Origin of the sequence: Stenotrophomonas sp. GD03654 (assembly GCF_029845105.1) — a bacterium.
Classification (GTDB): Bacteria; Pseudomonadota; Gammaproteobacteria; order Xanthomonadales; family Xanthomonadaceae; genus Stenotrophomonas; species Stenotrophomonas africana.
This window is the reverse complement of record NZ_JAOCLC010000003.1, coordinates 74336-90674: the sequence shown is the minus strand read 5'-3', so window position 1 is coordinate 90674 and position 16339 is coordinate 74336. Positions and strand designations below refer to the sequence as shown.

Annotated in this window: 12 protein-coding genes and 3 tRNA genes; 8 read left to right on the top strand and 7 right to left on the bottom strand. The window is 66.6% G+C overall.

Features of this window, described 5'->3' with window-relative positions; translation table 11 throughout:
• Positions 1 to 46: 46 nt before the first annotated feature.
• Positions 47 to 131, top strand: a tRNA-Leu gene (locus N5J73_RS02265).
• Positions 132 to 346: 215 nt separating this feature from the next.
• A tRNA-Leu gene (locus N5J73_RS02260) sits at positions 347 to 431 on the top strand.
• A gap of 56 nt (positions 432 to 487) precedes the next feature.
• Here the strand turns inward: N5J73_RS02260 and N5J73_RS02255 are convergent.
• The gene (locus tag N5J73_RS02255; RefSeq protein ID WP_049447792.1) at positions 488 to 1234 is read right to left on the bottom strand and encodes a sulfite exporter TauE/SafE family protein; all 747 of its coding nucleotides are present in this window, start codon (positions 1232 to 1234) and stop codon (positions 488 to 490) included.
• Between the two features lie 99 nt (positions 1235 to 1333).
• Between N5J73_RS02255 and N5J73_RS02250 the strand changes: the two genes are divergently transcribed.
• From N5J73_RS02250 to N5J73_RS02240, 3 genes are all read left to right on the top strand, one after another.
• Positions 1334 to 2233: a LysR family transcriptional regulator gene (locus tag N5J73_RS02250; RefSeq protein WP_049447790.1), complete on the top strand. Its 900-nt coding sequence runs from the start codon at positions 1334 to 1336 to the stop codon at positions 2231 to 2233.
• A gap of 50 nt (positions 2234 to 2283) precedes the next feature.
• Positions 2284 to 2370 (top strand) — tRNA-Leu (locus tag N5J73_RS02245).
• A 328-nt stretch (positions 2371 to 2698) separates the two neighbouring features.
• Positions 2699 to 2977: a hypothetical protein gene (locus tag N5J73_RS02240; RefSeq protein WP_049447788.1), complete on the top strand. Its 279-nt coding sequence runs from the start codon at positions 2699 to 2701 to the stop codon at positions 2975 to 2977.
• Positions 2978 to 3178: 201 nt separating this feature from the next.
• Here the strand turns inward: N5J73_RS02240 and emrB are convergent, their stop codons facing one another.
• From emrB to emrR, 4 genes are read right to left on the bottom strand one after another with little or no spacing between them, the layout of a single operon-like run.
• Complete coding sequence (gene emrB / locus N5J73_RS02235; protein WP_049447787.1) at positions 3179 to 4759, bottom strand: multidrug efflux MFS transporter permease subunit EmrB; 1581 nt, start codon at positions 4757 to 4759, stop codon at positions 3179 to 3181.
• 7 nt (positions 4760 to 4766) lie between these two features.
• The gene (gene emrA / locus N5J73_RS02230) at positions 4767 to 5945 is read right to left on the bottom strand and encodes a multidrug efflux MFS transporter periplasmic adaptor subunit EmrA (RefSeq protein ID WP_049447786.1); all 1179 of its coding nucleotides are present in this window, start codon (positions 5943 to 5945) and stop codon (positions 4767 to 4769) included.
• Positions 5946 to 5956: 11 nt separating this feature from the next.
• Positions 5957 to 7450, bottom strand: a complete 1494-nt coding sequence (emrC, locus tag N5J73_RS02225) for a multidrug efflux transporter outer membrane subunit EmrC (RefSeq protein ID WP_049447785.1) — start codon at positions 7448 to 7450, stop codon at positions 5957 to 5959.
• Complete coding sequence (emrR, locus tag N5J73_RS02220; RefSeq protein ID WP_005408766.1) at positions 7447 to 7890, bottom strand: multidrug efflux system transcriptional regulator EmrR; 444 nt, start codon at positions 7888 to 7890, stop codon at positions 7447 to 7449. Before emrR ends, emrC begins: the two co-directional genes overlap by 4 nt.
• A gap of 172 nt (positions 7891 to 8062) precedes the next feature.
• Here emrR and N5J73_RS02215 point away from each other — a divergent pair, with 172 nt between their 5' ends.
• Together N5J73_RS02215 and parC are read left to right on the top strand one after the other, a co-directional pair.
• Positions 8063 to 8944 (top strand): helix-turn-helix transcriptional regulator, encoded by an 882-nt coding sequence (locus N5J73_RS02215; protein WP_049447784.1) that lies wholly within the window; start codon positions 8063 to 8065, stop codon positions 8942 to 8944.
• A gap of 60 nt (positions 8945 to 9004) precedes the next feature.
• Positions 9005 to 11248, top strand: coding sequence for a DNA topoisomerase IV subunit A (gene parC, locus N5J73_RS02210; protein ID WP_049447783.1), 2244 nt, complete (start codon positions 9005 to 9007; stop codon positions 11246 to 11248).
• A gap of 301 nt (positions 11249 to 11549) precedes the next feature.
• Here parC and bfr read toward each other — a convergent pair whose 3' ends face one another.
• Complete coding sequence (gene bfr, locus N5J73_RS02205) at positions 11550 to 12038, bottom strand: bacterioferritin (protein WP_005415872.1); 489 nt, start codon at positions 12036 to 12038, stop codon at positions 11550 to 11552.
• A gap of 123 nt (positions 12039 to 12161) precedes the next feature.
• Between bfr and N5J73_RS02200 the strand changes: the two genes are divergently transcribed.
• The gene (locus tag N5J73_RS02200; RefSeq protein WP_049447782.1) at positions 12162 to 14489 is read left to right on the top strand and encodes a penicillin acylase family protein; all 2328 of its coding nucleotides are present in this window, start codon (positions 12162 to 12164) and stop codon (positions 14487 to 14489) included.
• A gap of 73 nt (positions 14490 to 14562) precedes the next feature.
• On the opposite strand, the gene asnB is transcribed toward N5J73_RS02200, so the two are convergent.
• Positions 14563 to 16254 (bottom strand): asparagine synthase B, encoded by a 1692-nt coding sequence (asnB, locus tag N5J73_RS02195; RefSeq protein WP_049447781.1) that lies wholly within the window; start codon positions 16252 to 16254, stop codon positions 14563 to 14565.
• Positions 16255 to 16339: the final 85 nt, after the last annotated feature.

Below are 16339 nucleotides of genomic sequence, written 5' to 3'. Positions count from 1 at the left end.
TCGTTGACAGCCTGCGGATTCATCTTCACAATTGCGCCTCTGGAACGCCCAGGTGGCGGAATTGGTAGACGCACTAGTTTCAGGTACTAGCGGGTAAAACCGTGGAGGTTCGAGTCCTCTCCTGGGCACCAACGAAAAAACTCCTCGCTTCGGCGGGGATTTTTTTTGCGTGTAATCCGGCAATGGGGCCGGCCCCTGGTCGGTTCCCTTTCCACAGGAAAAGGCTCTGACCCAACGTGAGCCCCCTGGGGCCAGAGTCCGTTTCGCAGACGAAACGGGATCCGACCCCGGATCTGCAAAAGTGTTGACACCCCCGTAACAACACCCCATAATCTCGCTCCTCGACGCCCAGGTGGCGGAATTGGTAGACGCACTAGTTTCAGGTACTAGCGGGTAAAACCGTGGAGGTTCGAGTCCTCTCCTGGGCACCACGTCGAGAATGAGAAAAACCCGCGAAAGCGGGTTTTTTCATGCCCGGAACCCGGCATCAGAACAACGGCCGCAGCACCAGCTCCAGGCCGAGCAACAGCAGGAACGCAAGGAAGCAGGCGCGAAACACCCGCGCACTGATCCGCTGCCGGATCACCTGCCCCAGCCACATGCCCAGCAATGCCGGCAGCACCGCCAACGCACTCAGCCCCAGCTGCTGGATGCCGAATGCGCCGTGCAGCACCAGGCCAGTTGTCAGCGAAATCGTCGATACGGTGAACGCCAGCCCGAGCGCCTGCACCAGCTCCTCGCGCTGCAACCCCAGCGACTGCAGGTACGGCACCGCCGGCATCACGAACACGCCGGTGGCGCCGGTCACTACGCCCGACAACGCGCCCACCAGCGGCCCCAGCCAACGCTCGCGCCGCTGCGGCACGCGGAACACCGGCGCAAGCAGGGCATAGGCCGCATAGACCACCAGCGCTACACCCAGTGCAACGCGCGACCCGGTGCGATCGACCCGCACCAGCAGCGCTGCCGAACCCAGCGTCACCGCCACCACCGCCAGCATCATCGGCCACAGCCGCCGAACGATGTGACCCAGCGACGGCCCGGACAACAGCTGCCACGCATTGGTGACGAAGGTGGGAATGAACAGCATCGACGCCGCCGCCACCGGCGACAGCGTACTGCCGAGCAGCCCCATCGCCACGGTCGGCAGGCCCATGCCGGTCACGCCCTTGACCACACCGGCCAGCACGAACACCACCACCAGCAGCACGTAGAAGTACATCGATTCATTCATGCCTTCATTGGATCGGGCCGTCGCACGGCGCACAATGCGGTCTTCCCGGCCCACCCTTCGGCTGATCCGAAGGCTCGGGCATTGCGATGAGGGCATCACATGCGGATGGATATCGCCGACCTGCGCCTGTTCCTGGCGATTGCCGAGGCGGGCAGCATCACGGCCGGCGCAGCGCAGGCAAACCTGGCACTGGCGTCGGCCAGCGAACGCCTGCGCACGATCGAAGCCGATGCCGGCACCCCGCTGTTGAACCGTCATCCACGTGGCGTCAGCCTGACCGAAGCCGGCGCCGCCCTCGCCCACCATGCACGCCTGATCCTGCAGCAGCAGACGCAGCTGCGCAGCGAACTGCAGGCATTCGCGCATGGCGCGCGCGGCACCCTGCATCTGTATGCCAATACCGCAGCACTGACCAACTACCTGCCCTCGCGGCTGGCACCGTGGCTGGCCGAACGCCCACGCCTGCACGTGGAACTGCTGGAGCGCACCAGCCCCGAAGTCGTGCGTGCGATCAGCGCTGGCCAGGCCGAGGCCGGCATCATCAGTGATGCAGTCGACGCTGCCGGCCTGCAGCAGCATGTGGTAGCCGAGGACCCACTGGTGATGCTGCTGCCCGCAGACCACCGCCTTGCATCGAAGCGCAGCGTGACCTTCGCCGATGTTGTCGGCGAGACCTTCGTCGCCCTCGCGGATGGCAATGCACTGCAGACCTACATCGAGGACCAGGCGCGCGACATCGGGCGACGCCTGGATGTGCGCATCCGCATGAAGACCTTCGAAGGCGTGTGCATCATGGTCGGCCACGGTATCGGTGTCGGCATCGTGCCGCGGACCATCGCCCATCAGCATCGGCGCAGCACGCACACGGTGGGCATAGGGCTCTCGGATGCGTGGGCACAACGTCGCCTGTGTGCGTGTTTTGCCGAGTGGGCGCAGCTGTCACCGGCGATGCGCAGCCTGCTGCATCACCTGGGCGTGCAGCCGCAGAAAAAAGTGTGAAATGTTGTTGACACATCCTCTGTCGTTCCCCATAATTCGTCTCCTGAGTCGCCCAGGTGGCGGAATTGGTAGACGCACTAGCTTCAGGTGCTAGCGGGGGCAACTTCGTGGAGGTTCGAGTCCTCTCCTGGGCACCATGACTCAGCAAATGATCAAACCCGCGAAAGCGGGTTTTTTCATGTCCGGGGTTTGGGTGCACGTTGCATTGCGATTGCCGCTCAATGTGTCGTATCCGGCACCTCCTTGGCAGCTACCTGCTCGCGCGATCTCCGGCCGGCGCGTCGCTATCGCGCCCAGAACGACAACCTTTTCGGGACCCATTCCACGTTTCGTTCGAACTCGTACTTCTCCTGGATGGAATCCACTCGCGATTCCTCGCCCCCGGCAGGCAGATTCTCGGATGCCGGGTGCAGGCACTCCATCATGCCCTGCCTCTGCGCGCCTTCCTCCAATAAAGGACGCTCCATGCAGCGCAGCATCATCTGTCCCCACTGCCACACCGCCTCCAACCACGGCGTAAGTGTCTGCGTGGGATGCCAGGCCGAAGTCCACTATGGCGCATCCCGGGAAGCGTACGCGGTTGTCTTTGTCGCCGCCCTTGTCTGCGGCGCATTCGTCGGCAGCCACCTGCAGGCCACTGCCGGCTGGATCAGCGGCGGCGGCGTACTTGTGGCAGGAATGTGGGCGATGGCCCAGCTGTTCCGTGATCGCGTGGTGTTCAAGCGCGTGTATCGCACCCGCTAGACTTGGCCAATGCTCTTGGCCTGGATGTACTTCGGTACGCCACCAGATAGACACGGCGCGACGTTGCCAGCAACGCACAAACAAGAACCCCGCCATCCGGCGGGGTTTCTGCATCTGCATCCAGTAGATCCGCGCCATGCGCGGATGCATTCTGCGGGAAATCCGCCGGGCGTGGCCCGGCGCTACCGAGTGGCAGATCGATCAGTGCCCACCGCCCGCAGAGGCCGCACCCGCGCCCGCACCAAACGGCGGCTTGGCCAGCCACAGGAAGGTGATGATCGCCAGGAAGATCCAGCCCAGCAGGAAGAAGATGTCGTTGAAGCCCATCTGTGATGCCTGGTGGTTGATCATGTTGTTCAGTACCGCTGCACCGTGTTGCAGGTCGCCCTGCCCCATCGCGGCAACCTGGTCCTGCATGCCCGGCTGATAGGCCGAGATGTGCTCGGTCAGGTCGGCATGGTGCACCTGGGTGCGCCGCGCCCACAGCCACGTCGTCAGCGACGCCGCGAAGCTGCCGCCCAGCGTACGCAGGAACGTGGCCAGGCCGGAGCCCGCCGCGATCTCGCGCCCATCCAGGTCCGACAGCAGGATCTGCAGCACCGGCATGAAGAACAGCGCGACGCCGATGCCCATGATCAACTGCACGCCGGCCACATGCTGGAAGTCCACCTGCAGGTTGAAGCCGGAACGCAGGAAGCTGGTCATCGACAGGAACACGAAGGCGATGGTCGCCAGCATGCGCATGTCGAAGCGCGACGCATACTTGCCCACGAACGGCGTCATGATCACCGGCAGGACGCCGATCGGCGCCGTCGCCAGGCCCGCCCAGATCGCGGTGTAGCCCATGTCACGCTGCAACCACTGCGGAATCAGCAGGGCCACGCTGAAGAACGCCGCGTAGGCCACCACCATCGCCAGCGTACCGGCACGGAAGTTGCGATGGCGGAACAGCTTCAGGTCGACGATCGGATCCTTGTCGGTCAGTTCCCAGATCAGGAACACCGTCAGCGTCACCACCGCCACGCAGGCCAGCACCACGATCTTCATCGACGAGAACCAGTCCTCGTCGTTGCCAAGATCAAGCACCAGCTGCAGCGCACCGACACCAATCACCAGAGTGATCAGGCCGACGTAGTCCATCTTCGGCTTCTCGATCTGCTCCGGGCGCCCCTTCAGCTGGTTGCCCACCACCAGCGCAGCGAAGATGCCCAGCGGCACGTTGATCAGGAAGATCCATTCCCAGCTGTAGTTGTCGGTGATCCAGCCACCGAGGATCGGGCCACAGATCGGCGCCACCACCGTGATCATCGCCAGCAGCGCCAATGCCTGTCCGCGTTTCTCACGTGGATAGATCGAGACCAGCAGCGACTGCGTGATCGGGTACATCGGGCCGGCCACGAAGCCCTGCAATGCACGCGACAGCACCAGCATGCCCATGCTCTGCGCCAGGCCGCACAGCAGCGAGGTGATGACGAAGGCCAGCGTGGCCCAGACGAACAGCTTGCGTTCGCCGAAACGGCGGCTGAGCCAGCCGGTCAGCGGCAGCGCGATGGCCGTGCTGACCGCGAACGAGGTGATGACCCAGGTTGCCTGCTGTGAACTGGCGCCGAGGTTACCGGCGATGGTCGGCAGCGAGACGTTGGCGATGGTGGTGTCGAGCACCTGCATGAACGACGCCATGGCCAGGCCCACGGTGCACAGGGCGACGCTGGGCGGCAGGAATCCGGAGGCCGCACCCGGCGCCGCCGGAGCGCCGGGCGCGGCTGGAGCTTGTGCGGACATGGCGACCTCAGCCCACCTTCGCCTGCTGCGGCAGGTTGCCCTGGATGATCGTGTGGATCACCTCGTCGGCATCATGCAGCTGCTTGGCATACACGTCGGTGTCGAACACCGTACCCTTGGCCGGGGCGCTCGGCAGCACTTCACCCTTCTGGTCGCGCAGGCTCACTTCGGCCTTCATCGACAGGCCGATGCGCAGCGGGTGTTCGGCCAGCTGCTTGGCATCGATGGCGATGCGCACCGGCACGCGCTGCACGATCTTGATCCAGTTGCCGCTGGCGTTCTGCGCCGGCAGCAGCGAGAACGCCGAGCCGGTACCCAGGCCCAGGCTCTGGATGCGGCCCTTGTACTTCACGTCGCCGGCGTACAGGTCCGACTTCAGCTCCACTTCCTGGCCCAGGCGCATGTGGCGCAGCTGGGTTTCCTTGAAGTTGGCCTCGACCCACATCTGCTCGGTCGGCACCACGGCCATCAGCGCATTGCCCGGCTGCACGCGCTGGCCGACCTGCACCGAACGACGGGCGACATACCCGGTGACCGGCGCGACGATGCCGGCGCGGGCGTTGTTGAGGAAGGCCTGGCGCAGCTGTGCGGCGGCCGCCTGCACGTCCGGCTGGGTGGCGATCACGGTGTCGTCGACCAGCGCGCGGTTGCGCTCGACGGTCTCGCGCGAACCGGCCACGGCCGCTTCGGCAGCAGCCAGCTCGTCACGCGCGTGGGCCAGTTCTTCGTTGGAGATGGCGCCGGTGGCAGCCAGGTCCTTGCGGCGGGCGAAGTCGTCGCGCACGCGCTTCAGGGTCACCTGGCGGGCGTTCAAGTCTGCCTGCGCGCCTTCCACGCTGCGGTACAGGCCTCGAGTCTGGCGCACGGTCTTGGCCAGGTTGGCTTCGGCCTGCTGCAGCGCCACTGCGGTGTCGGACGGGTCCAGCTGCACCAGCAGCTGGCCGCGCTCCACGCGCATGCCGTCATCGGCGTTGATGGCAACCACGGTACCGGCCACCAGCGGGGTGATCTGCACCTGGTTGCCCTGCACGTAGGCGTCGTCGGTTTCTTCGAACCAACGGCCGAACATGAAGTACCACAGTGCCAGTGCGGCAAGCAGCAGCACGACGATCACGAACAGGCCGCGCAGCAGGTTGCCGCGGCGGTTGGAGGCGGCCGGGGCCGCGGTGTCTTGGGTCTGGCTCATGGCGGAGGTCTTCAGGAATGCGAGGAATCGGAATGGGAGGCGATCGGTGCGCGGTCGGCGTCAGCGGGCTGGAAACCACCACCCAGCGCCTTGCTCAGGCGCACCGAGGTCTGCACCTGCTGCGATTGCAGGCCGGCCAGCTGCTGCTGCGACTGCAGCAGGGTGGACTGCGCGGTCAGCACGTCCAGGTAGCTGCCGATGCCGGCGCGGTAGCGCTGCTGGGCCAGGTCGAAGGCCGAGCGGGCGGTGTCCACCGCCTGCTGCTGCGAGTGCGCCTGCTGTGCCAGCGAACGCACCGCGTTGACCTGGTCAGCGACATCGCGCAGTGCGTCGAGCACGGTCTGGTTGTAGTTGGCCACCGCCAGGTCGTACTGCGCATCGGTGTTGGCCAGGTTGGCGCGCAGCTTGCCGCCTTCGAAGATCGGCAGGCTCAATGCCGGGCCGATGTAGGCGAAGGTGGAACTGCTCTTCAACAGATCGCCCACGTTCGGGGCAACCACGCCGGCCAGTGCGGTCAGGTTGAAGCTGGGGTAGAACTTGGTCTTGGCGACCTTGATCTGCTTGTTGGCCGCTTCCACGCGCCAGCGTGCGGCGACGATATCCGGGCGACGGCCCAGCAGTTCGCTGGGCAGCACGCCCGGCAGCTGCAGCGCCATCGGGTTCAACGGCTGCGGGCGCTGGATCGACAGGCCACGGTCCGGGCCTTTGCCAACCAGTGCGGCCAGCGCGGTGCGGGCGGCGTCGATGCGCTGCTGCGCGGCCAGCACCTGCTGCTGCGCGGCCGGCACGCGGGCCTCAGCCTGGCGCACCTGCAGATCGCTGTCGATCCCGGCGCCGCGGCGCTGGCGGGTCAGCTGCAGCGACTTCTGCGAGCGGCTCAGTTCTTCCTCGGCCACGTCGTTGAGCTGCCATGCGTAAGCCAGGTCGGCATAGGCCTGGGCAATACCGGTGGACAGGTTCAGGCGTGCGGCCTGGGCTTCGACGGTGGCGGCATGCGCGCCATCCACCGCAGCTTCCCAGGCAGCGCGCTTGCCGCCCCATAGATCGACGCCGTAGCTGAAATCGAAGGCGACCTGGCTGCTGCCGCCATAGCGACCGCCCATTTCACTGCCAACCATCGACTCGGGCAGGCGCAGGCCGGTGTAGCCACCGGACACCGACAGGCTGGGCAGCTCATCGGCGCGTGCGGTGCCGACCTGGGCCTGTGCCTGGCGCAGGCGCGCATCGGCGGCATCCAGGCTCGGGTGGCCCGCCAGGCCCTCGGCAATCAGCGCGTCCAGCTGCGCATCGCCCAGCGCCTTCCACCAGTCCTGCGCCGGGAAGCCGGTGGCGCTCAGGTCGGTATCGGCCAGGGTGCGTTCGCTGTGCAGGCTGTCCACATCAAGCACGTGGCCCTGCGGGTTGAGGCCACGGCTGCTGGCGCAGGCGGCCAGGGCCAGGGCCAGCGCTGACACCAGCAGCGCGCGCCCGGACCGGCGGAGAGTGGAATGCGGGATCGGGTTCATGGGGTCGTCAGGGAATCGCGGATTCGGGTAAGGAGGGACAGCAGCAGCGTGCGTTCGTCGGCGGAAAGATCACGCAGGGCGTAATCCATCACCGCGTCGCCGCGCAGCTTCAACCGCGCCCACAGCGCGCGGCCTTCATCGGTCAGCACGATCTGCAGCGCACGCCGGTCCTGCGCATGCGGTTCGCGGCGGACGCAGCCCAGTGCCTCGAGCTTGTCCAGCAGGCGGGTGACTGCGCTGGGCACCTGGTCGATGGCCTGGGCCAGTTCGTTGGCCGTGCACGGGGCCATGTGCGAGAGCACCTTCAACCCGATGTAGTGGGTGAAGCCGATACCCAGGTCTTCTTCGGCCATGGACGCGTCCAGTTGCCGGACCAGGCCGTCGCGCACCTGGCGCAGCAGCAGGCCGAAGCTGGGGGGAGTGGTTGCAGGACAGATCATGGGGGAGCATTCTCTTCCAAAAAAAATATTTCTCAATGGAAATATTCGATCTGGCATCGAATGCTGTGTTGCAGCAGCGGGCTGGATCAGTGAAGGCGCCTACCTTAATGATCTGGTCAGGTGGCCCGGTAGTACAATTCAGCCAATGGATGTCACATTTCAGCCAGCGAATATGATGAACAAGGCAGAAATCCCCCCTTCCAAGCGCCTGCTCAGGGATGACGCACTGGACTGGTTCGAGCGCAATGACGGCCCACCGATTGTCGCCTTCCGCTTTGACAGCCCGCAGGGACTGGTTCGAGAAGTGGACTGGCATCATCACCAGCGCGCGCAGCTGATCTGCGTGGAGCGCGGCCTGTTGACCACCCGCACCTCGCACGGCACCTGGTCACTGGCACCGGGCTCGGCCGGCTGGATGCCGCCACTGGAGCCGCATACGGTCACTCTCGACGGCCCACTGCGTGGCTGGGGCATGGCATTGGCTGCACCGGACTGCGCCCCCCTGCCTTCCGACCCGTGCGTGCTGGGCCTGTCCAAGCTGGCACAGGCGTTGGCCGACCGCATCTGCGAGTGGCCCCAGGGCTACGACACCACGCCCGAGCGCCAGCACATCATCAGCGTGCTGCTGGACGAGATCCGCACCGCGCCGCGCCAGCGCATGCACCTGCCGATGCCGCACGACCGGCGCCTGCTGAAGATCGCCTCACAGCTGCTGGCCGACCCGTCCGACGAGCGCAGCCTGGCCGAATGGGCGCATTGGGCTGGCCTGTCGCCGCGCAGCCTGACCCGTCACTTCCGCGACGAGACCACCCTCAGCTTCGCGCAGTGGCGGCAGCAGGCCCGCCTGTCCGAGGCCCTGCGCCAGCTGACCGAAGGCCGCAGCGTGGCCGATATCGCCCATGCACTGGGTTTCAGCAGCGCCAGCGCCTTCGTCACCGTGTTCCGCCGCCACTTCGGGCTGCCGCCGGGACGCTACCTGGCACGGGCCGGGCATGGCCTGGAAACCGGGCTGGACCCTGCACGTGGCTTGGCATCCCCCGCCGCATCCGGATAATCACAGGATTGCGAGCGGCGACCGCCGTCGCCGCCTCCCGACAACAGGTAACAACGCCGCATGACCGAACTTGCCCGCCCCGTGTTCCACGGATTCGAACAACTGCCGCTGCGCGAGTACGCCGAACGCGCCTACCTCGACTACTCGATGTACGTGGTCCTGGACCGCGCCCTGCCGTTCATCGGCGACGGCCTGAAGCCGGTGCAGCGCCGCATCATCTATTCGATGAGCGAGCTGGGCCTGAATGCCGCGTCCAAGCCGAAGAAGTCCGCGCGTACCGTCGGTGACGTCATCGGTAAGTACCACCCGCACGGCGACAGCGCGTGCTACGAGGCGCTGGTGCTGATGGCCCAGCCGTTCTCGTACCGCTACCCGCTGATCGAGGGCCAGGGCAACTTCGGCTCCAGCGACGACCCGAAGTCGTTCGCGGCGATGCGTTACACCGAATCCAAGCTGACCCCGATCGCCGAAGTGCTGCTGGGCGAACTGGGCCAGGGCACCACCGACTGGGCACCGAACTTCGACGGCACCCTGCAGGAACCGACCTGGATGCCGGCACGCCTGCCGCATCTGCTGCTCAACGGCACCACCGGCATCGCCGTGGGCATGGCCACCGACGTGCCGCCGCACAATCTCAACGAGATCGTCAGCGCGCTGCTGCACCTGCTGGACAACCCCGAGGCCAGCGTGCGCGACCTGTGCGAGCACGTGCAGGGCCCGGACTATCCATCCAGCGCCGAGATCATCACCGCGGCCAACGACCTGCGCACGATGTACGAGACCGGCAACGGCAGCGTGCGTGCGCGTGCGACCTTCGCCAAGGAAGCCAACAACATCGTGGTCACCGCGCTGCCGTTCCAGGTGTCGCCGTCGAAGGTGATCGAGCAGATCGCCGCACAGATGCGCGCCAAGAAGCTGCCGTGGTTGGAAGACATCCGCGATGAGTCCGACCACGCCAACCCGGTGCGCGTGGTGCTGGTACCGCGCTCCAACCGTGTCGATGCCGAGCAGCTGATGGGCCACCTGTTCGCCACCACGGACATGGAGCGCAGCTACCGCGTCAACCTCAACGTGATCGGGCTGGACGGCCGTCCGCAGGTGAAGAACCTGAAGATGCTGCTCAGCGAATGGCTGACCTTCCGCAGCAACACCGTCACCCGCCGCCTGCAGCACCGCCTGCAGAAGGTCGAGCGCCGCCTGCACCTGTTGGAAGGCCTGCTGGTGGCCTTCCTCAACCTGGACGAGGTGATCCACATCATCCGTACCGAGGACGAACCGAAGGCAGCGCTGATCGCGCGCTTCGGCCTGTCCGACGACCAGGCCGAGTACATCCTGGAAACCAAGCTGAAGCAGCTGGCGCGCCTGGAAGAGATGAAGATCCGCGGCGAGCAGGACGAGCTGGCCAAGGAGCGCGAGAAGATCCTTGGCATCCTCGACAGCAAGGCCAAGCTGAAGAAGCTGATCCGCGACGAACTGACCGCAGATGCCAAGAAGTTCGGCGACGCGCGCCGTTCGCCGCTGGTGCAGCGCCAGGCCGCGCAGGCCATCGACGAGACCGAGCTGGTACCGAGCGAGCCGATGACCGTGGTGCTGTCGGAGAAGGGCTGGATCCGTGCCGCCAAGGGCCACGACGTCGATGCATCCGCCCTGTCCTACCGTGATGGTGACGCCCTGCAGGGCGCGGTGCGTGCGCGCAGCACGCAGCAGGTCGCGTTCCTCGACAGCGAGGGTCGCGCCTACTCGACGCCGGTGCACACCCTGCCCTCCGCGCGTGGCAACGGCGAACCGCTGACCGGCCGCTTCTCGCCGGCAGCGGGCACCAGCTTCGTGACCCTGGCCAGCGCCGAGCCGGACACCCGCTTCGTGCTGGCTTCCACCCACGGCTACGGCTTCGTCACCCGCTTCGAGAACCTGATCGGCCGCAACAAGGCCGGCAAGGCGATGCTGAACCTGTCGGCCGGCTCCACGGTGCTGACCCCGTCGGTGGTGGCCAACGTCGCCACCGACCGCATCGTGGCGGTGACCAGTTCCGGCAACCTGCTGGCGATCGCCGCCAACGACCTGCCGGAACTGGACAAGGGCAAGGGCAACAAGATCATCGAGATCCCGAAGGCCAAGCTCGCCACCGAACGCGTGGTCGCCATCGTGGCGATCAGCCCGGGGCAGACCCTGCAGGTACGCAGCGGCCAGCGCATCATGGGCCTGAAGTTCAACGAGCTCGACGCTTACCTCGGCGCCCGCGCCACCCGCGGCCACCTGCTGCCGCGCGGCTGGCAGAAGGTGGAAGGGTTGTCGGTGGAGTAAGGGCTGGGGCCCTGCCCCTGCGGGTGTCAACCTTTGTTGACACGCCTTGCCGGAGATCAGGCACGAAAAAGCCGGGGCATTCCCCGGCTTTTTTGTTGTCGGCTGGCGGGCGGCGGAACGGCTGGCTGGCGTAGGCTGGCTGGCGGTGCTCCGGTGCTGGCGGGCGACAGAACGCTGTGCTTCGTCTGGTAGAGCCGACTGTTAGTCGGCTGCTTCTGCCTCTGGTAGAGCCGACTGTTAGTCGGCTGCCGTTTGGAGAGCGGCCGACTAACAGTCGGCCCTACCGGATCGGGGTGCCGGCTCAGTGCGCCGGGGCGCCGCTGCCGTCGATCTTGCTCAGCTGGTACAGCTCCAGGCCGATGCGCTTGATCAGGCCCAGCTGCTGCTCCAGCCACCAGGCGTGGTCTTCCTCGGTGTCCTTCAGCTGCGCCAGTAGAATGTCGCGGCTCACGTAGTCGCCCTTCTCTTCGCACAGCTTCATGCCGGCGGCGAGATTGTTCCGAACCGCGTATTCAGTGTCGAGATCCTTCTGCAGCATCTCTTCCACGGTCTTGCCCGGCTCAGTGGCATGCGGGCGCATGTCCGGATCGCCGCCCAGGAACAGGATCCGGCGCAGCAGCGCATCGGCGTGCTGGGTTTCCTCTTCCATCTCGTGGTTCAGGCGTTCGTACAGCGCGAACAGGCCCTGGTCCTCGTAGCGGCGGGAATGGATGAAGTACTGGTCACGGGCAGCAAGCTCGCCGCGCAGCAGTTCCTTCAGGCAGGCGATGACGTCCGGGTTGCCTTTCATGGGGGGCTCCTGTGAATCGATGTGACATAGGGTGCCGCATTTCAAAATACGGTGATCTAATCGGAATCAGTCGCAGTTGCGCCTGCGGCTACAATCGGCCCACGAGTTCGGAAAGGACGTGCGATGCGACGTACATGGCGTTGGGTGCTGGGCGTGTTGATCGCCATCGTGCTGGTCACCGCACTGGTCCTGTGGCTGCTGCTGCGCGGCAGCCTGGCCGACCTGGACGGCGAGCATGCGCTGCCGGGGCTGGCCAAGCCGGTCACCATCGAGCGCGATGCGCTGGGCGTGGTCACCATCACTGCCGGCAGTCAGGCCGACGCGATGCGCGCACTCGGCCGCGTGCATGCGCAGGAACGCTATTTCGAGATGGATCTGATGCGCCGCAGTGCCGCCGGTGAGCTGTCAGCGCTGTTCGGACCCAAGGCCATCGACGCCGACAAACGCATGCGCGTGCATCGCCTGCGCGCACGCACCGAGGCGAATCTGCAGGCCGCGTTGGGCGACAACGGCGCGGCCGTGCGTGCCTATGTCGACGGTGTCAACGAAGGGCTGTCCGGCCTTTCCGTACGGCCCTGGGCGTACCTGCTGCTGCGGCAATCGCCGCAGCCCTGGCAGGCCAGCGACAGCGTGCTGACCGGTCTGGCCATGTACGCCGACCTGCAGGACCCGAACAACCAGACCGAGCTTGCGCTCAGCCGCATCCGCGCGGTGGTGCCGCCGGCGCTGTACGCGCTGATCGCCCACGACGGCACCGAATGGGATGCGCCACTGTTCGGCGAACCGACCGGCAACGCCGCCCTGCCCGATGCCAGCCAGCTGGATCTGCGCACATTGAAGGCGAAACCGGGCACCGAGCAGGAAGAGGCCGATGTCATCGGCAGCAACAACTTCGCCGTGGCCGGCGCGCTCACCGCCGACGGTCGCGCGATCGTCGCCGACGACATGCATCTCGGCCTGCGCGCGCCGGGCCTGTGGTTCCGCGTGCGCCTGCGCTATCCGGACCCGCAGGCGGCCGGAGGCCAGGTTGACGTCACCGGCTTCTCGCTGCCCGGCCTTCCGGCGGTGATCGTCGGCAGCAACGGGCACGTGGCCTGGGGCTTCACCAACAGCTACATCGACACCGCCGATTACCGCGCTGAACCGGCCAACGCCGCAGTCACGGTGCATGAAGAGCGCATCGCCGTGGCCGGCCGGGCCGACGTGCTGTTGCCGGTGCGCGAAACCGACTGGGGGCCGATCCTGCATACCCATGCCGATGGCAGCGGCGATGCGCTGCGCTGGGTCGCACACCTGCCCGGCGCGGTGCGCCTGGACTTCGGTGACCTGGCCCGCGCCGGTGACCTCGACGGTGCACTGCACTTCGCCGACCGTGCTGGCATTCCCGCACAGAACCTGGTGCTCGGCGACCGCAGCGGGCGCATCGCCTGGCGCCTGATCGGCGCCCGCCCCGACCGAGGCCCCGGCTGTGCACCGGCCGGCTTCACTGCGGCCAGCAACCAGGATTGCGCGCCGTGGCCGATCCGCAGCGATGCCTCGCCGGCACTGATCGATCCCCCCAACCATCGCCTGTGGACCGCCAACGGTCGCGTCCTCGACGGCGAAGCACTGGCCAGCGTTGGCAATGGCGGCTATGACCTTGGTGCCCGGGCGCGGCAGATCCGCGACCTGCTGGCAATCCAGGAGCGCTTCGACGAGCACGATCTGCTGGCGATCCAGCTCGATGATCGTGCGGTGTTCCTGCAGCGCTGGTGGGCGCTGCTGCACGACGTCATCGAACGTAGTGACGACCCTGCGCTGAAGCGTTTGAAGGCGGTCAGCCATCAATGGGGCGGCCGCGCTTCGGCCAGTTCGGTCAGCTACCGGGTGGTGCGTGAATTCCGCACGCAGGTGATGGAGACGTTGTCCGATGCGCTGCTGGCACCGGCCAACGCGGCACTGGGCGATGACTATCTGGACCCACGTCTGGCGCAGCTGGAAGGCGTGGCCTGGCCCATGCTGCAAGAGCGTCCGGCCAATCTGCTGCCGCCCGCCTTCGACAGCTGGGACGCGTTGCTGATCGATGCCGCCCGCCGTACCGAGAGCGAGCTGTCCAAGCAGGGCCCTCTGGCCAAGCGCAGCTGGGGCGAACGCAATACTGCGGCGATCTGCCATCCCATCGCCCGAGCGTTGCCCGACATCGCCAAGCGCTGGCTGTGCATGCCCGCCGACCGCCTGCCCGGCGACCGCGACATGCCGCGCGTGCAGACCCCCAACTTCGGTGCCTCCGAGCGCATGGTGGTTTCACCCGGCCACGAGGCCGACGGCATCGTGCATATGCCCGGTGGCCAGAGCGGGCATCCGCTCTCGCCATACTGGGGTGCCGGCCACGAAGACTGGGTGCATGGGCGGCCGACGCCGTTCCTGCCCGGCACGGCGCAGCACTCGATGACGCTGGTGCCTGCACGTTGACGATCGGGGGCAGATCCCCTTTCCAAGGTAGAAAAGGAACCTGCCCCCTGCTATTGCCGGCCAGCGGCCGGCGCTAGGCCAGCGCCTGTTCGTGCACGCCGGCAATCGCGCGGCCAGAAGGATCTGCAGCCGCAGCAAAGCTGGCATCCCAGGCAATGGCCGCTGGCGACGAACACGCGATCGACTTGCCGCCCGGTACGGTCTCGGCCGCCGCGCGGCTCGGGAAGAACTGCTCGAACAGATGGCGGTAGTAGTACGCCTCCTTGGTCTGCGGCGGGTTGTGCGGGAAGCGCTTGTCGGCGGCGGCCAGCACGCGATCACTGACCTGCGCCTCGGCGTGCGCCTTCAGCCCGTCGATCCAGCCATAGCCGACGCCGTCGCTGAACTGCTCCTTCTGCCGCCACAGGATGCTGTCCGGCAGGTAGCCATCGAACGCCTCGCGCAGCACCGCCTTCTCGATGCGGCGGCCACCAAAGCCGGCGCCGACCATCTTGTGCGCGGCATCGAAGCGCATCGCCACATCGAGGAACTCACGGTCCAGGAACGGTACGCGCGGCTCCACGCCCCAGGCCATCATCGACTTGTTGGCACGCAGGCAGTCGTAGTTGTGAAGCGCGTCGAGCTTGCGCACCAGCTCGTCGTGGAATTCACGCGCGTCCGGCGCCTTGTGGAAGTACAGGTAGCCACCGAAGATCTCGTCGCTGCCCTCGCCGGACAGCACCATCTTCACCCCCATGGCCTTGATCCGCCTTGCCAGCAGGAACATCGGCGTCGATGCGCGGATGGTGGTGACGTCGTAGGTCTCGATGTGGCGGATCACTTCCGGCAACGCGTCGAGGCCTTCCTCGAAGGTGTATTCGAAGCCGTGATGCACGGTGCCGAGTGCCTCGGCAGCGATCGCCGCGGCCGCCAGATCGGGCGAGCCCTTCAGGCCGATCGCGAACGAGTGCAGGCGCGGCCACCAGGCTTCGGTCTGCCCACCATCCTCGATGCGGCGACGCGCGTAGCGTGCGGCAACTGCCGCCACCAGCGATGAATCGAGGCCACCGGACAGCAGCACGCCGTACGGCACATCGCTCATCAGCTGGCGTTCCACCGCGTGCTCGAATGCCTGGCGCAGCTCGACCAGATCGGCCTGGCGGCCCTGTACGTCGGCATAGTCGCGCCACGGTTGCTGGTAGTAGCGCACCAGCTCACCGCCGGCACTGTCGAAGTAGTGGCCCGGCGGGAACTGCGCGACGTCGGCACAGGTATCGACCAGTGCTTTCATTTCCGAGGCTACGCGCAGGCGCCCCTGGGCATCGTGGCCCCAGTACAGCGGCACCACACCGACCGGGTCGCGCGCCACCAGCACGCGTCCACTCTCACGGTCCCACAACGCGAAGGCGAAGATGCCGTTGAGCTGTTCCAGCCACTGCGCCGGCGAGCCGCCCTGGCGGTACAGCGCGTTGATCACCTCGCAGTCCGAGCCGGTCTGGAAGTCATAGGCGGTGGTCAGCGCCGCCTTCAATGCCTGATGGTTGTAGATCTCGCCGTTCACTGCCAGCGCCAGCTGGCCATCGGCCGACAGCAGCGGCTGCGACCCACCGGCCGGGTCGACGATGGCCAGCCGCTCGTGGACCAGCAGCGCACCTTCGTCGAGGTACACGCCGCTCCAGTCCGGACCACGATGGCGCTGGCGCTGCGACAGTTCCAGCGCATGGCGGCGCAGGGCCGGAAGATCGTCACCGGCCTGCAGGCCGAAGATTCCGAAGATCGAACACATGGGGGAGCTCCTGTTGGGGAATTTCACGGGTGGGAAGGTGTTCGACCGGCCATCCTGGCCCGGGTGGGGCTGCGCCCGGGCACAA

Coding starts and splice junctions, on each gene's coding strand:
- N5J73_RS02255 (WP_049447792.1), bottom strand. CDS start 1,234: ATGAATGAATCGATGTACTTCTACGTGCTGCTGGTGGTGGTGTTCGTG.
- N5J73_RS02250 (WP_049447790.1), top strand. CDS start 1,334: ATGCGGATGGATATCGCCGACCTGCGCCTGTTCCTGGCGATTGCCGAG.
- N5J73_RS02240 (WP_049447788.1), top strand. CDS start 2,699: ATGCAGCGCAGCATCATCTGTCCCCACTGCCACACCGCCTCCAACCAC.
- emrB (WP_049447787.1), bottom strand. CDS start 4,759: ATGTCCGCACAAGCTCCAGCCGCGCCCGGCGCTCCGGCGGCGCCGGGT.
- emrA (WP_049447786.1), bottom strand. CDS start 5,945: ATGAGCCAGACCCAAGACACCGCGGCCCCGGCCGCCTCCAACCGCCGC.
- emrC (WP_049447785.1), bottom strand. CDS start 7,450: ATGAACCCGATCCCGCATTCCACTCTCCGCCGGTCCGGGCGCGCGCTG.
- emrR (WP_005408766.1), bottom strand. CDS start 7,890: ATGATCTGTCCTGCAACCACTCCCCCCAGCTTCGGCCTGCTGCTGCGC.
- N5J73_RS02215 (WP_049447784.1), top strand. CDS start 8,063: ATGATGAACAAGGCAGAAATCCCCCCTTCCAAGCGCCTGCTCAGGGAT.
- parC (WP_049447783.1), top strand. CDS start 9,005: ATGACCGAACTTGCCCGCCCCGTGTTCCACGGATTCGAACAACTGCCG.
- bfr (WP_005415872.1), bottom strand. CDS start 12,038: ATGAAAGGCAACCCGGACGTCATCGCCTGCCTGAAGGAACTGCTGCGC.
- N5J73_RS02200 (WP_049447782.1), top strand. CDS start 12,162: ATGCGACGTACATGGCGTTGGGTGCTGGGCGTGTTGATCGCCATCGTG.
- asnB (WP_049447781.1), bottom strand. CDS start 16,254: ATGTGTTCGATCTTCGGAATCTTCGGCCTGCAGGCCGGTGACGATCTT.